At 69.1% G+C, this 14275-nt stretch carries 12 protein-coding genes and 1 other RNA gene; 10 read left to right on the forward strand and 3 right to left on the reverse strand.

Features of this window, described 5'->3' with window-relative positions; translation table 11 throughout:
- Nucleotides 1–21: 21 nt before the first annotated feature.
- From ACFOLC_RS11025 to ACFOLC_RS11035, 3 genes are all read right to left on the reverse strand, one after another.
- Nucleotides 22–1428 carry an FAD-binding oxidoreductase gene (locus ACFOLC_RS11025; RefSeq protein WP_386759300.1) on the reverse strand — a complete coding sequence of 469 codons (1407 nt, stop codon included), beginning with the start codon at nucleotides 1426–1428 and terminating at the stop codon, nucleotides 22–24.
- A 105-nt stretch (nucleotides 1429–1533) separates the two neighbouring features.
- The gene (locus ACFOLC_RS11030; protein WP_386759301.1) at nucleotides 1534–1914 is read right to left on the reverse strand and encodes a YraN family protein; all 381 of its coding nucleotides are present in this window, start codon (nucleotides 1912–1914) and stop codon (nucleotides 1534–1536) included.
- Entirely contained in the window at nucleotides 1898–3289 is a 1392-nt protein-coding gene (locus tag ACFOLC_RS11035) for a penicillin-binding protein activator (RefSeq protein WP_386759302.1), read from the reverse strand. The genes ACFOLC_RS11030 and ACFOLC_RS11035 overlap by 17 nt, the downstream gene beginning before the upstream one ends.
- A gap of 75 nt (nucleotides 3290–3364) precedes the next feature.
- On the opposite strand from ACFOLC_RS11035, the gene rsmI reads away from it, so the two are divergent.
- The 10 genes from rsmI to ftsW all read left to right on the forward strand — a co-directional run bounded on the left by rsmI (nucleotide 3365) and on the right by ftsW (nucleotide 14274).
- Entirely contained in the window at nucleotides 3365–4219 is an 855-nt protein-coding gene (gene rsmI / locus ACFOLC_RS11040) for a 16S rRNA (cytidine(1402)-2'-O)-methyltransferase (RefSeq protein ID WP_386759303.1), read from the forward strand.
- Nucleotides 4220–4411: 192 nt separating this feature from the next.
- Nucleotides 4412–4778, forward strand: an RNA gene (gene rnpB / locus ACFOLC_RS11045) — RNase P RNA component class A.
- 576 nt (nucleotides 4779–5354) lie between these two features.
- Complete coding sequence (gene mraZ / locus ACFOLC_RS11050) at nucleotides 5355–5801, forward strand: division/cell wall cluster transcriptional repressor MraZ (RefSeq protein WP_386759304.1); 447 nt, start codon at nucleotides 5355–5357, stop codon at nucleotides 5799–5801.
- 11 nt (nucleotides 5802–5812) lie between these two features.
- A complete protein-coding gene (gene rsmH, locus ACFOLC_RS11055; protein ID WP_386759305.1) occupies nucleotides 5813–6766 on the forward strand; it encodes a 16S rRNA (cytosine(1402)-N(4))-methyltransferase RsmH in 954 nt (317 codons plus the stop codon).
- Nucleotides 6763–7029: a cell division protein FtsL gene (gene ftsL / locus ACFOLC_RS11060; protein ID WP_386759306.1), complete on the forward strand. Its 267-nt coding sequence runs from the start codon at nucleotides 6763–6765 to the stop codon at nucleotides 7027–7029. The genes rsmH and ftsL overlap by 4 nt, the downstream gene beginning before the upstream one ends.
- Nucleotides 7026–8969 (forward strand): peptidoglycan D,D-transpeptidase FtsI family protein, encoded by a 1944-nt coding sequence (locus tag ACFOLC_RS11065; protein WP_386759307.1) that lies wholly within the window; start codon nucleotides 7026–7028, stop codon nucleotides 8967–8969. The genes ftsL and ACFOLC_RS11065 overlap by 4 nt, the downstream gene beginning before the upstream one ends.
- On the forward strand, nucleotides 8966–10477 hold the full coding sequence (locus ACFOLC_RS11070; RefSeq protein ID WP_386759308.1) for a UDP-N-acetylmuramoyl-L-alanyl-D-glutamate--2,6-diaminopimelate ligase: 1512 nt from the start codon (nucleotides 8966–8968) through the stop codon (nucleotides 10475–10477). The genes ACFOLC_RS11065 and ACFOLC_RS11070 overlap by 4 nt, the downstream gene beginning before the upstream one ends.
- Nucleotides 10474–11892, forward strand: a complete 1419-nt coding sequence (locus ACFOLC_RS11075) for a UDP-N-acetylmuramoyl-tripeptide--D-alanyl-D-alanine ligase (RefSeq protein ID WP_386759309.1) — start codon at nucleotides 10474–10476, stop codon at nucleotides 11890–11892. The genes ACFOLC_RS11070 and ACFOLC_RS11075 overlap by 4 nt, the downstream gene beginning before the upstream one ends.
- Nucleotides 11882–12967 carry a phospho-N-acetylmuramoyl-pentapeptide-transferase gene (gene mraY / locus ACFOLC_RS11080; protein WP_386759310.1) on the forward strand — a complete coding sequence of 362 codons (1086 nt, stop codon included), beginning with the start codon at nucleotides 11882–11884 and terminating at the stop codon, nucleotides 12965–12967. Before ACFOLC_RS11075 ends, mraY begins: the two co-directional genes overlap by 11 nt.
- A complete protein-coding gene (gene ftsW / locus ACFOLC_RS11085; protein WP_386759311.1) occupies nucleotides 12967–14274 on the forward strand; it encodes a putative lipid II flippase FtsW in 1308 nt (435 codons plus the stop codon). Before mraY ends, ftsW begins: the two co-directional genes overlap by 1 nt.
- Nucleotide 14275: the final 1 nt, after the last annotated feature.

Below are 14275 nucleotides of genomic sequence, written 5' to 3' on the forward strand. Positions count from 1 at the left end.
CGACATCGCGCGCGCGGCGGATCAGTCCGGCAGCAGTTTGCCGGGGTTTAGGATGCCGTCCGGATCGAACGCCGACTTCACTGCCCGCATCAACGCCAGCGTCGGCGCATCGATCGCCTGTGGCATGAACTCGCGCTTGGCCAGGCCGATGCCGTGCTCGCCCGAGAGCGTGCCGCCCAGTGACAACGTCAGCGCGAACACGCGCGCCATCGCCGCATGCGCGCGCGCGTCCTGCGCGGCATCGGCCGGGTCGTAGAGCAGGTTGACGTGCAGGTTGCCGTTGCCGGCGTGGCCGAAGCAGACGATCGGCAGGGCGAACTCGCGCGACAGCGCCTGCACGCCGTCGACCAGGTGCGGGATGCGCGACACCGGCACCACCACGTCCTCGTTGATCTTGCCCGGCGCCAGCGTGCGCAGCGACGGCGACAGCGCCTTGCGCGCGGCCCAGAGTTTCTCACGTGCGGTTTCGTCGGCGGCATCGTCGAGCGAAATCAGGCCATGAGCCTGTCCTGAGCCTGTCGAAGGGCCGTCTGCGGCGCGCATCAGTGCTTCGATCGCCGACGGCAGGGTGGCGACATCGCCGTCGGCCTCGATCATCAGCAGCGCGCCGGCCTCAAGCGGCAGGTCGGCGCCGCCGACATCGCGCGCCAGCCGCACCGCGGCGGCGTCCATGAACTCCAGCATCGACGGCGTCACCGGTTGCGCCATCAGCCGCGCCACCGCCTGCGCGGCGCTGGCGACGTCGCGGTAGATCGCGCGCAGTGCGCGCCGGGCCTGCGGTGCCGGCGTCAGGCGCAGGCTGGCCTCGACGATCAGCGCCAGCGTGCCTTCACTGCCGACCAGCAGCCGCTGCAGGTCGTAACCGGTCGCGCCCTTGGTGGTGGCGGTGCCGCAGTGGATCAGCTCGCCGGTGCCGGTGACCGCGGTCAGTGCCAGCACGTTGTCGCGGCTGGCGCCGTACTTGACCGCGCGCGGGCCGCCGGCGTTGCAGGCGAGGTTGCCGCCGACCGTGCTGTAACCGGCGCTGGTCGGGTCCGGTGGCCAGAACAGTCCGTGCGGTTTCAGCGCCGCCTGCAGTTCGCCATTGAGCACGCCGGGCTCGACCACCGCGCAGCGGTCGCCGGGGCGGATGGCGAGGATGCGGTTCATGCGCTCGAACGACACCACCACGCCACCGTGGACCGGCACCGCAGCGCCGGTGGTGTTGGTGCCACGGCCACGCGCGATCACCGGCGCGCGTTGTGCGCGGCAGGCGCGCACCAGCGCGATGACCTGCTCGCGCGTTTGCGGCAGGGCGACACCGTCGGGCAACGCCTCGCGCCGTGAGTTGTCGTAGGCGTAGGCCAGGCGTTCGCTGGGATCGGTGCGCCAGCCGTCGCCAAGCAGGGCGGCCAGTTCGGCGTGCAGCGAGGACGACAGCGTGCTCATCGCGATGAGGATAACGCGTGATTGCAGCGATGCATGCAGCGTGTGCCGAGTGCTGCACCGCTGGTGAGCGGCCCCGCGGCGTGGGTGACGAGCATGGACATGCGCTCAGACGTCGTCGGCGCGGAACGCGTCACGCAGCCAGTGCAGCCGCGGTGCCTGCGGATCACCGTCGGCTTCGATCACATCGAAGCGGCACGCGGCCTGCGCGTACTGGCGATGGCTGGCCAGGAAGGCGAGGGCGGCCTGCACCAGTTTGCGTCGTTTGTGCACGTCGACCGAGCCGGCGCCGCCACCGAAGCGGGCGTCGCGCCGGTAGCGCACTTCGACGAATACCAGTGCGGCACCGTCGAGCATGACCAGGTCGAGCTCGCCGAAACGGTAGCTGGCGTTGGCGGCGACCTCGCGCAGGCCTGCTTGCAGCAGGTGCTGGCGTGCGGCGGCTTCCACCGCCGCGCCCCGGTTGCGGCGATCAGCGACGAGCGGCATCCGGCAGCGGCACGGCGACGCCGGCGCTGAAGGTCGACCACGCCGGCGTGCGTTGCACGTAACCGAAGCCGTCGATGCGCAGCGTGCCGGTGGCGCCGGCGACCTGGCCATTGGTCGAGGTCGCCAGGTGCTGGAGGTAGGCGGTCAGCAGCCAGGCGTCGTAACCGAACGCGAACAGACGCGCCGCCGCGCCCTTGGCGGTCGACAGCTGCGTGCCGGCGCTGGCCGCCGACGGCAGTCCGCGCACGCCGCGCGTGGTCCAGACTTCGCTCGGGAAGGCGATGCCGTCGAGCACGCGATCCTCTTCGGGCTTGCCCGTGCCCGACAGCAGTTGCGCAGTGGCCACGCGCGGCTTGCCGGCCAGGCCGGCCAGGGCCAGCTTCGGCATCAGCGTGCGCGCGACGCCGCCCCGCACCGCCAGGAACACGGCATCGACGCCGCCGTCCTTCTGCGCGAACGGCGCCAGGTCGGCGGTGCCTTCGCCGACCACGTCGGTGACGCTGGCGCCGCGGTCGGCCAGGCGCTCGCGCAGGCTGGCGACCGCGCGACGCTGGCTGTCGTCGTCGCCGGCGATCGCCAGCACGCGACGGGCGTTGAGGCCGAGCAGGTACTCGGCGGCGGCGATGCCTTCGTCCTCGGGCGACAGCGAGAAGCTGGCGTTGCCCGACGGCGGCGCGGCGTCGTCGCGGTTGAGGGCGAGCACCGGCACCGGCAGCGCGCCCTTGCCGAACAAGGCGCCAACCTCGTCGCGGCCGAGCGGGCCGACCACGAAGTCGTTGCCTTCGATGGCGGCCTTGTCATAGGCGGCGAGGGTGCCGCCGGCCGTGCCGGCGGTGTCGTAGAAGCTGACGTCGGGGCGGCGGCGCTGCTCGCCGTAATAGCCGGCGAGGAAGCCGTCGCGCACCGGCGCGGCCGCAACTGCCAGCGTGCCGGACAGCGGCAGCAGCACCGCCAGCTTGACCGGCGGGCGGTAGCCGTCGCTGTCGGCGGGTGGGCGATTGGCAGCGTCGAACTTCCAGGCGCTGCGGTCGAACGGACGCGGTAGCGGCAGGCCGCGGCGCAGCAGGGCCTGGCCGATGTAGTTGTAGAGCGGATCGCCGGCGGCCATGGCGCCGGCCTCGCGCGTGAGCGTGGCATTGTCGAGCTGCGCCAGCAGGCGCTCGATCTGGCGATCGTTCTCGCTGCGTGCGGCGCCGGTCAGGGCGACACCGTTGCGGGCGAGGGTGCCGGCCTGCGCGACCGCCGGATTGTGGCTGGCCGCGGAGGTGGCGGTGCCGGGCCTGGTCGTGATCGCACTGCAGCCGCCGAGCAACGCGGCCGTCAGCGCCGCGCTGAAGATCCATTTCATCGCGAACCGGTTGGTGGCAAAGCTCATCGGCATGCATCCGCCGCAGCGCGGCGTTCCTTGGGGACCGGTTAGGATTCTACCCGGCCACCACGCGGAAGCACGATGCACACCAGGACGCCCCCAGCCGTCACGTCTCCCACTGCGGGCACCCTGCACATCGTGGCGACGCCGATCGGCAACCTCGGTGACCTGTCGCCGCGCGCGCTGGAGACACTGAAGACGGTGTCGGCGATCTGCGCCGAGGACACCCGCCACACGCGTCAGTTGCTGTCGCACTTCGGTCTCGAGCGGCCGTTGCTGGCCCTGCATCAGCACAACGAGGAGGCGCAAGCGGCGCAGTTGGTTGCGCGGTTGCAGGGCGGGGAGTCACTGGCATTGGTGTCTGACGCCGGCACGCCGCTGGTCAGTGACCCGGGCTTCCGCCTGGTGCGCGCCGCCCGCGCCGCCGGCCTGCGCGTCTCGCCGGTGCCCGGGGCCTGCGCCGTGATCGCGGCGCTGAGCGTGGCCGGGTTGCCGTCGGACCGGTTCGTGTTCGAGGGCTTCCTGCCGGCCAAGGCCTCGGCGCGGCGCGAGCGCCTGGCACGGCTGGCGACAGAGTCGCGCACGCTGATGTTTTACGAGTCGGCGCACCGCATCGAGGAGTCGCTGGCTGATCTGGCGACCGCGTTCGGCGACGAGCGTCCCGCCGTGCTCGCCCGCGAGCTGACCAAATTGTTCGAGACCGTGCTTGACGGCCCTCTCGGCGAACTGCGCGCACGCGTCGCCGCCGACGCCAACCAACGCAAGGGTGAGTTCGTGATGATCGTCGAGGGTGCCGGTGACGACGCCGACGCCAAGGTCGTCGAAGGCAGGCGCCTGTACGCCAAGCTCAGCGAGCACCTGCCGCCGTCGACCGCGGCCAAATTGGCCGCCGAGCTGAGCGGGGCGCCGCGCAAGGCGCTGTACGGTTCGGATTGAATCTGCCGTGCAGGTCGTCTGCAGCCACAGGTCGGCAGCCAGGTCAGCAGAGGCACTCGACGAAGCGATAGCCCCCTTTAGTAAAGGGGCGCCGCGACAGCGGCGGGGAATTGGAGAGAGCTGAGCGGGGCCCGAAGTTTGCGTAGCAAACTTTGGGGTTTATTCAACGCGAAGCGGTAGAATAAACACGGCGGAGTCGGCCAGGCAGTCGCGTCATTCGCATTCATTTCGGTGGATGCGGGTGCCGAGGAAAGTCCGGGCTCCACAGGGCACGGTGCCAGGTAACGCCTGGGCGGCGCAAGCCGACGGAAAGTGCAACAGAAAGATACCGCCGAACGATCCTTCGGGATGCGTGGCAAGGGTGAAATGGTGCGGTAAGAGCGCACCGCGAGCCTGGCAACAGGCCGGCACGGCAAACCCCACCGGGAGCAAGACCAAATAGGGAGACAATGCCGCGGCCCGCGGTGTCTCCGGGTAGGTTGCTTGAACGTATCGGTGACGATGCGTCTAGAGGAATGACTGTCCACGACAGAACCCGGCTTATCGGCCGGCTCCGCCGCTTCATTTGGCGCATTGGCGCCAAATGAAGCCCCAGGATGCGTTCCGCATCCCGGGCCCCGGGCTGCTCGCCCCAAATCCCCACCACTGTCGCGGCGCCCCTTTACTAAAGGAGGCTGTCCTCTTCTGAGAGCGCTCTTTGTGGTTCAGCCGATGGCCGTGCCGGCGGCCGATCCGCTCCTGCCTGCACAACTGGCCGCTGGTGGAGGTGGATTCGTCCGCGGTGTGCCGGTAACCGTTAAGCCTAGGGCGCCATTTTTTGTGACGGATTTGTGAAAATCACGCAGTGTTGGTGGCGCGACATGCCGCGGCGGCGTTTTGGTGGAAGTTGTCTGAGCGGCGTGTGTCGGGTCAAAAATCTCAAAATATGAGACGAAACAAAGGCTAGTGGATAAGTCTTGAATAAGACTGTGAAGTTTGCTGCAAGCCATTGATGCAACAAGTGAAATTCATCCGGAAAACTTGTTGACAACCTTGTGGGGCGTGCCTAAGGTGGGTATCTGAGGGAAAACCGGGTTTTTTGTGGTTTTCCCGTGGCGAAGCCATCCGCTTAGAGATGGCCAGACACAGGTGCACGATGTTCCAAGGCGAGACCGCCATCACGATCGACGACAAGGGACGGCTGGCGGTGCCCACCGCCTACCGCGATGTCGTCGCGCGCGAGTGCGGCAACCGCCTGGTCATCACCTACAACCCGTTCGAGTCCGGCTCGCTCTACCTCTACCCGCTGGCGGCCTGGGAGCGTCTGCGCGACCAGGTCAACGCGCTGCCCAAGGCCAAGGCGGTCAACCGCAGCATGCAGCTCAAGCTGGTCGGCGCGGCGGCGTTCGTGGAGCTCGACGGCAACGGCCGCATCAGCATCCCCGCCAGCCATCGCGCCGCGGTCGGGATCGAGAAAAAGGCCGTCCTGCTGGGCATGGGCGACAAATTCGAATTGTGGAGCGAGCAAGCGCATCACGCGCAGATCCGTCAGACGATCTCTGACGACGATCTGAGCGACGAGCTGCTCGACCTGCAGCTGTGACGGTGGGTGGCATGGAGCGCGGAGCGCTCTCCGGCCACCTTCCCGTGATGTACGCACAGGTGCTGGACGGCCTGCGCATTGTCGGGAATGGAACGTACCTGGATGGCACGTTCGGGCGTGGCGGTCATGCGCGCGGCGTGCTCGCGCAACTCGGCGCCGGAGGCCGGCTGCTGGTGATGGACAAGGATCCCGAAGCGATTGCCGTGGCCGAACGCGAGTTCGGTGCGGACGCGCGCGTGGCGATCTTCCGCGGCAGCTTCGCGCAGCTGGCGCAGTGGCAGGCGACCGCCGCCGGCCTCGACGGCGTGCTGCTCGACCTCGGCGTGTCCTCGCCGCAGCTCGATGTCGCCGAGCGCGGTTTCAGCTTCGGCAAGGACGGTCCGCTCGACATGCGCATGGACCCCGACAGCGGGCTCAGTGCGGCGCAGTGGCTGGCCACGGCCGATGAGCGCGAGATCGCCGACGTGCTGTGGACCTACGGCGAGGAGCGGATGAGTCGCAAGATCGCCCGCACCATCGTCGCCCGCCGCGGCGAGCAGCCGCTGCTGCGCACCGCGCAACTGGCCGAGCTGATCGCGCAGGTGATGCCGCGCGGCGACAGCAAGATCCATCCGGCCACGCGCAGCTTCCAGGCGATCCGCATCTTCATCAACCGCGAGCTGGCCGATCTCGAGATTGGGCTCGACGCCGCCCTTGCGTGCCTGAAGCCGGGTGGGCGGCTGGCGGTGATCAGCTTCCATTCGCTGGAAGACCGCATCGTCAAGCAGTTCATCGCACGCCACAGCAAGGCGCCGCCGGCCAACCGCCGCATGCCGGTCGAGCAGGCATTCACGCCGACGCTGCTCGCGCTGGGCGGCGCGCAAAAGGCGCAGGCCGACGAGACCGCGCGCAATCCGCGTGCGCGCAGCGCGGTGCTGCGTGTCGCCGAGAGGTTGCCGGTATCCGGGCAGGAGGTGGCCGCATGAGCCTGCGCCTGCTGCTGACCATGCTGGTGGTGGCGAACGTGGTCTCGGCGCTGGCGGTGGTGCACGCGCGTCACCAGCATCGCCAGTTCTTCGTGCAGCTCAGTCGCCTGGAGCGTGCGCGCGACGAGCTCAATATCGAATTCGGCCGCCTGCAACTGGAGCAGGCGACCTGGGCCGAGAGCAACCGCATCGACCAGGTCGCGCGCGACCGCCTCGGCATGAAGTTTCCGGAAGGCGCCGAAACCGTGGTGATCCGGCCATGAGCGGTCGTCCGCATTCCGGTCGCGGCGCCAAGGCGGGCACCCGCAGCGGTCCGCTCGACCGCGTCTTGGCCTTGCGCGAGCGTTTTGGCGGGTCCACGAACGGTTCGCGCGCGGCCGGCAAGTCGCGCGGCCACGCCTTCAACCTGCGCAATCGCTTGCTGCTGGTTGGCGGCGCACTCGGATTGTGTTCGCTGGCGCTGGTCGGCCGCGCCTTCGATCTGCAGGTGATCAGCAACGACTTCTACCGCCAGCAGGGCGATGCGCGTGCGCTGCGTGAGATTCCGATCGCGACCTCGCGCGGCATGATCACCGACCGCAATGGCGAGCCGCTGGCGGTGTCGACCCCGGTCGAGTCGGTCTGGGGCAACCCGCAGGAACTGCTGAAGAACCCGGCGCGCATCCCGCAGCTGGCCCGCGCCCTGGGCGTGTCGAGCGAGGACCTGACGCGCAAGCTGACGCAGCGCTCGGGCAAGGAATTCTTGTACCTCAAGCGCCGCATCAACCCGGACCAGGCGCGCAAGATCCTTGCCCTCAAGATCCCCGGCGTGTTCGCGCAGCGCGAGTTCCGTCGCTTCTACCCGCAGGGTGAGGCGATGGCGCACATCCTGGGTTTCACCAACATCGACGATCGCGGCCAGGAAGGCCTGGAGCTCGCTTTTGACGACTGGCTGCGCGGCCAGCCCGGCGCCAAACGCGTGATCCGCGACGGCGCCGGCCGCATCATCGAGAGCGTCGACCTGGTCAAGGCGGCCGAGCCCGGCCACGACCTGACCCTGACCATCGACCGCCGCATCCAGTACCTGACCTTCCGCGAGCTGCGCGCGACGCTGCAACGCACCGGCGCAAGCAGCGGCTCGGCGGTGGTGCTCGATGTCGCCACCGGCGAAGTGCTGGCGATGGCCAACCTGCCGGCCTACAACCCCAATGCGGTCGGCCTGGGCAACCCCGACACGCACCGCAACCGCGCGGTCACCGACGTGATCGAGCCGGGTTCGACGATGAAGCCGCTGACCGTGGCGGCAGCGCTGGCGGCCGGTGTGATCACGCCACGCACCACGATCGACACCAACCCGGGCTGGATGCCGAACGGCCGCTATCGCACGTCCGACTTCCGCAATTACGGTGTGCTCGATACCACCGGCGTGATCACCCACAGCTCCAACGTCGGTGCCGCCAAGATCGTCGCCAAGCTGCCGAGCCAGGGCTATTACGACTTTCTGCACCAGTTCGGTTACGGCCAGAGCACGCGCAGCGGCTTCCCCGGCGAGTCCTCGGGCGTGCTGATGCCGCCCAGCCGCTGGAGCGGAACCACCAAGCAGGGCATGTCCTACGGCTACGGCCTGTCGGCAACGCCGCTGCAGATCGCGCAGGCCTACGCCGCGCTCGGCAACGGCGGTCGCCTGATCACGCCGACCTTTGTCAAGGGTGAGCGTCACGAGCCACGCCAGGTGCTCGATCCTGCGATCGCCGGCGAGGTCATGCGCATGATGCAGACCGTGACCGAGACCGGTGGCACCGCCACGCAGGCGGCGATCCTGGGTTACCACGTCGCCGGCAAGAGCGGCACCGCGCGCAAGTTCAACAACACCGGCGGCTATTCGCGCCGCTACGTGTCGTTCTTTGCCGGCGTGGTGCCGGTGCAGAACCCGCGCTTCTCGATGGTGGTGGTGGTGAACGACCCGGACCCGGGCACGGGCTACTACGGCGGCCTGGTCTCCGCGCCGGTGTTCAAGAACGTCATGGAAGGCGCGCTGCGGCTGATGGACGTGGCGCCCGACGACATCGACACCTGGCTGGCGGCGCAGGCCGCCGCCGAGGCCAAGCGCGCCAAGGCCAACGGCGGCAAGCCGTCCGGCGCGGTGCTGCCGGCGGCGGCGCACGCGGTGGCGCCAGCGCCGGTGTCGGTCGGCGTGGTGGCGACACCGGGAGTGCCGCAATGAGCCGCCTGATGCAGCTCGCCGAGCTGCTGCCCGACGTGGCCGGCATACCGCCGGAACTCACTATCACCGGCCTCGTGCTCGACAGTCGCGCCGTGCGTCCCGGCAATGCCTTCGTCGCCATCGCCGGCTTCGGTGCGCACGGGCTGAAGTTCGTCGACCAGGCGCAGGCCGCCGGTGCAGTAGCCATCCTGTTCGAGCCGCCCGCCCCGCAGGACCTGCCGGCACCGACAGGCGCCATCGCCGTGCCGGGCCTGCGCGCGCGCCTGGGGGCCATGGGCGACCAGTTCCACGGCCGCGCCACCGCGGCGATGACCGTGGTCGGTGTCACCGGCACCAACGGCAAGACCTCGACCGTGCAATTGCTGACCCAGGCCTGGCATCTGCGCGGCATCGTCAGTGGCAGCGTCGGCACGCTCGGCGCAGGGCTGTACGGGCAGGTCGAGCCGACCGGCTTCACCACGCCGCTGGTGCTGCAGACGCACGAACTGCTCGCGCGGATGCGCGACGACGGCGCGCAGGCCATCGCGATGGAAGCCAGTTCGCACGCACTCGACCAGGGCCGGGTGGACGGCGTGCATTTCGATGTAGCGGTGTTCACCAACCTCACCCGCGATCACCTCGACTACCACGGCGACATGGCCACCTACGGCGCCGCCAAGGCGCGGCTGTTCGCATGGCCGGGGCTGAAGGCGGCGGTGATCAATGTCGACGACGCGTTCGGTCACCGGCTGATCGGATCGCTCGGCCACGGCATCCGCGCGTTCGGCCTCAGCTCGCGTGGCGCTGCAGCCGCTAGCCTGCGCGCCGAAAACCTGCGCCTCGACAACGCCGGCATCGGTTTCGACCTGATCACCGACGACCAGGCACACGCGGTGACATCGCCTTTGCTGGGTCGCTTCAACGTCGACAACCTGCTGGCGGTCGCCGGCGTGTTGTACGCGCTGGGCGACGCGCCCGGGCAGATCGCGCAGACGTTGTCACAGCTGCAGCCGATCCACGGACGCATGAATCGGCTCGGCGGCGACGGCGACATGTCCGGTAAGCGCCGGCCGCTGGTGGTGATCGATTACGCCCACACGCCCGATGCGCTCGAGCAGGCGCTGACCTCGTTGCGCGATCACTTGTCCGTGCCTGCCTCCACGAAGGTGGGCGCGCGCTTGATCTGCGTGTTCGGCTGCGGCGGCGACCGTGATCGCGGCAAGCGCCCGCAGATGGCGGCGATTGCCGAACGCCATGCCGATGTGGTGATCGTTACCGACGACAACCCGCGTTTCGAGGACGGCGATGCCATCGTCGCCGACATCCTGACCGGATTCGCCACGCCGGAACGGGTGACCGTGCAGCGCGATCGCGCCGCGGCCATTGCCCGCGCGGTCGGCATGGCTGGTCCCGACGACATCGTGCTGGTGGCCGGCAAGGGCCACGAGCCCTACCAGGACGTCCGCGGCGTGCAATACCCCTTCGATGACACCGACGTCGCACGCGCGGCGCTGGAGGCGCAACCATGAAACCGCTGCGCGTGGCCGAGATCGCACGCATGACCGGCGGCCGCCTGCATGGCGAGGACCGCATGGTGGACGCCATCACCACCGACACCCGGGCGTTGCCGCGCGACGGGGCCGTGCTGTTCGTGGCTCTCAAGGGCGAACGCTTCGACGGCCACGACCATGTCGCCCAGGCCGCCGCGGCGGGCGTGGCGGCGGCACTGGTCTCGCGCGAGGTCGACGTCCCGGTGCCGCAGGTCGTGGTCGCCGACACCGAGCGTGCGCTGGCCGATTTTGCCGCGGCCGTGCAGCGCGAGCGCACGGCCCGTGCGGACAGGGCCAAGGTCATCGCAATCACCGGCAGCAGCGGCAAGACCAGCGTCAAGTCGCTGCTGCTGTCAATTCTGCAGCGTGCCGGCCGCGCCTATGCCACGCCGGGCAACCGCAACAACGAGATCGGCATGCCACTGGCCGTGCTCGACGCGCCCGAAGACGCGCAGTTTGCGATCTACGAGATGGGCACCGGCAAGCCGGGCGACATCGCCTACCTCACCGCGATCGCGCGCCCGGATGTGGCCTTGGTCAACAACGTCGCGCCGGCGCACCTGGAACGCATGGGCAGCCTGCTGGCCATCGCCGATACCAAGGCCGCGGTCTACGACGCGTTGCCGCCGCAGGGCGTGGCGGTGATCAATGCCGACGACGCCTTCGCCCCGTACTTTGGCGAGCGCGCACACGGCCGCCAACTGATCCGCTTCGGCCTCGACAGCAGCGCCGAAGTGAGTGCGCGCGACATCCGCGGCGACAGCGACGGCTCGCAGTTCGTGCTCACCACGCCGCAGGGCGAGGCCGCGGTCTCGCTGGCCATGCCGGGCCGTCACAACGTGCGCAATGCGCTGGCCGCCGCGTCGCTGGCGCTGGGCGCCGGCGTGTCGCTGGACGTGATCGTGGCCGGTCTCGACGCCGCGCAGGCTGTCGCCGGGCGCCTGGTCACGCACCGCCTCGACAGCGGCGCGGTGTTGATCGACGACAGTTACAACGCCAACCCCGGTTCGCTGGCGGCGGCGATCGACACGCTTGCCGAGTCGATCGGACGCGACGGCACACGCGAGGCCTGGCTGGTGCTCGGCGACATGCGCGAGCTCGGCGCCGACGCCGAAGCGATGCACGCCGAAGCCGGGCGCCGAGCCCAGGGCGCCGGCATCCGCCGCCTGTATGCGCTCGGTGCGCTCAGCGCGGCCACGGCGCAGGCGTTCGGCGCGGGCGCCACGCATTACGACAGCCACGCCGCGTTGATCGAGGCACTGCGCCGCGATCTGGGCGACGGCGTGCGCGTGCTGGTGAAGGGGTCGCGTGGCAGCGCGATGGATCGGATCGTGACCGCGCTGGTGCCGGAAGGATCGGGCACTGCGGAAAAGGGGAACCCCCATGTTGCTTGAACTCGCGCGCTGGTTGCAGGGGCTCGAAAACTTCTTCGGGCTGTTTGCCTACCTGACCTTCCGGGGCATCCTCGCGGCGCTGACCGCGCTGGGGCTGTCGCTGTGGTGGGGGCCGGCGGTGATCCGCCGCCTCGGCCAGCTCAAGGGCGGCCAGCCGATCCGCAAGGACGGCCCGCAGTCGCACTTCTCCAAGGCCGGCACGCCGACCATGGGCGGTGCGCTGATCCTGTTCACCGTGATGGCCTCGGTGCTGCTGTGGGGCGACCTGCGCAACAAGTACGTGTGGGTGGTGCTGCTGGTGATGCTCGCCTTTGGCGCGATCGGCTGGTACGACGACTGGATCAAGATCGTCCGCCGCGACCCGAACGGGCTGAAGTCGCGCTGGAAGTACCTGCTGCAGTCGATCTTCGGCCTGGGCGCCGGCCTGTACTTGTGGTTCTTCGCCGACGTGCCGACGGCCACGACCTTCTACGTGCCGTTCTTCAAGTCGATCGCGCTGCCGCTGGCGGGGATTGGTTTTGTCGCCATTGCCTACTTCTGGATCGTCGGCTTCTCCAACGCGGTCAACCTGACCGATGGTCTGGACGGCCTGGCGATCATGCCGACCGTGCTGGTCGCCTGCGCGCTGGGCATCTTCGCCTACGCCTCCGGCCACGCCGAATTCTCCAAGTACCTGCAGATCCCGGCGGTGCCGGGCGCGGGTGAGCTGGTCGTCATCTGCGCGGCGATCGCGGGTGCGGGCCTGGGCTTCCTGTGGTTCAACACCTACCCGGCGATGGTATTCATGGGTGACATCGGCGCGCTGGCGCTCGGTGCGGTGCTCGGCACCATCGCCGTGATCGTGCGCCAGGAACTGGTGCTGGTGATCATGGGCGGCATCTTCGTCATCGAGACGCTGTCGGTGATGATCCAGGTGGCCTCGTTCAAGCTCACCGGCAAGCGCGTGTTCCGGATGGCGCCGATCCACCACCACTTCGAGCTCAAGGGCTGGCCGGAGCCGCGCGTGATCGTGCGCTTCTGGATCATTTCGGTGGTCCTCGTCCTCGTCGGCCTGGCGACCTTGAAGATCCGCTGATGACAGACTCCGCGCGCCAGGCAACGCGACTCGACGCGATCGGCGGCCACTTTGATCCGTGGCTGCTCGGCATCTCGTGCGCGTTGGCGTGCCTGGGCGTGGTGATGGTGGGCTCGGCCTCGATCGGCGTCGCCGATGGCCATGACGTCGGCCCGTTCTATTTCCTGACCCGCCACGTCGTGTTCCTCGCCGTCGGTGTGGCGATGGCGGCCTGGGTGATGCGCACCGAGCTCAAGACCGTCGAGCAGCACAACCAGTGGCTGCTGCTGGTCTGCTTCGTGCTGCTGATCGCGGTATTCATCCCGGGGATCGGCAAGAGCGTCAACGGCGCGCGGCGCTGGCTCAACCTGGGCGTATCCAACTTCCAGGCGGTCGAAGCGGTCAAGCTGCTCTACATCGTCTGGCTGGCCAGCTACCTCAAGCGCTACAGCGAGGAGGTCACTGCCACCTGGGGCGCGATGCTCAAGCCGATCGGCGTCGCCGTCGGTCTGGTCGGGTTGCTGCTGTTGCAACCCGACTTCGGTTCGTCCTCGCTGATCCTCGCGGTCACCGCGGGCATGCTGGTGCTCGGCGGCGTCAACATGCCGCGCATGTTCGGCCCGGTCCTGGTGGGCCTGCCGGTGCTGGCGATCATCGCGATCGCCGAGCCCTACCGCATGATCCGCCTGACCTCGTTCCTGGATCCGTGGAAGGACCCGTTCAACAGCGGCTACCAGCTGACCAACGCCTTGATGGCGGTCGGTCGCGGCGAATGGCTCGGCGTCGGCCTCGGCGCCTCGGTGCAGAAGCTGTCGTACCTGCCGGAAGCGCACACCGACTTCATCCTGGCGGTGATCGCCGAGGAGTTCGGTTTCCTCGGCGTGTGCACGGTGGTCGCGCTGTACGCCGGGCTGGCCGGGCGTGCGTTCTGGTTGGGGCTGAAGTGCGTGGAAATGCGCCGCCACTTCGCCGGCTACTGCGCGTTCGGCATCGCCCTGTGGATGAGTTTGCAGAGCTTCGTCTCGATCGGCGTCAACCTCGGCCTGCTGCCGACCAAGGGTCTGACCCTGCCGATGGTGTCCTACGGCGGCTCCAGCGTGATCATGACCTGCGCCGCACTCGGCCTGCTGCTGCGCGTGTCCTACGAACTCGATCGCGCCCAGCGCCAGGTCGCGCGCGTGCGCAACGAGTCGACGCCGTCGACCGGCGCGGCGCCGACCAGTCCGCCGCTGCCGCCGAGTGCGTCGTCGGGCCGCGCCAACGACGGCGTGCGTGGCACCAGCCGCCTGCGCCAACGCGCCGAGCCTTCTCTGGGGAGGCTCGCATGAG

It is taken from the genome of Lysobacter cavernae (genome assembly GCF_042648505.1).
GTDB classification, from domain to species: domain Bacteria; phylum Pseudomonadota; class Gammaproteobacteria; order Xanthomonadales; family Xanthomonadaceae; genus Lysobacter_L; species Lysobacter_L cavernae.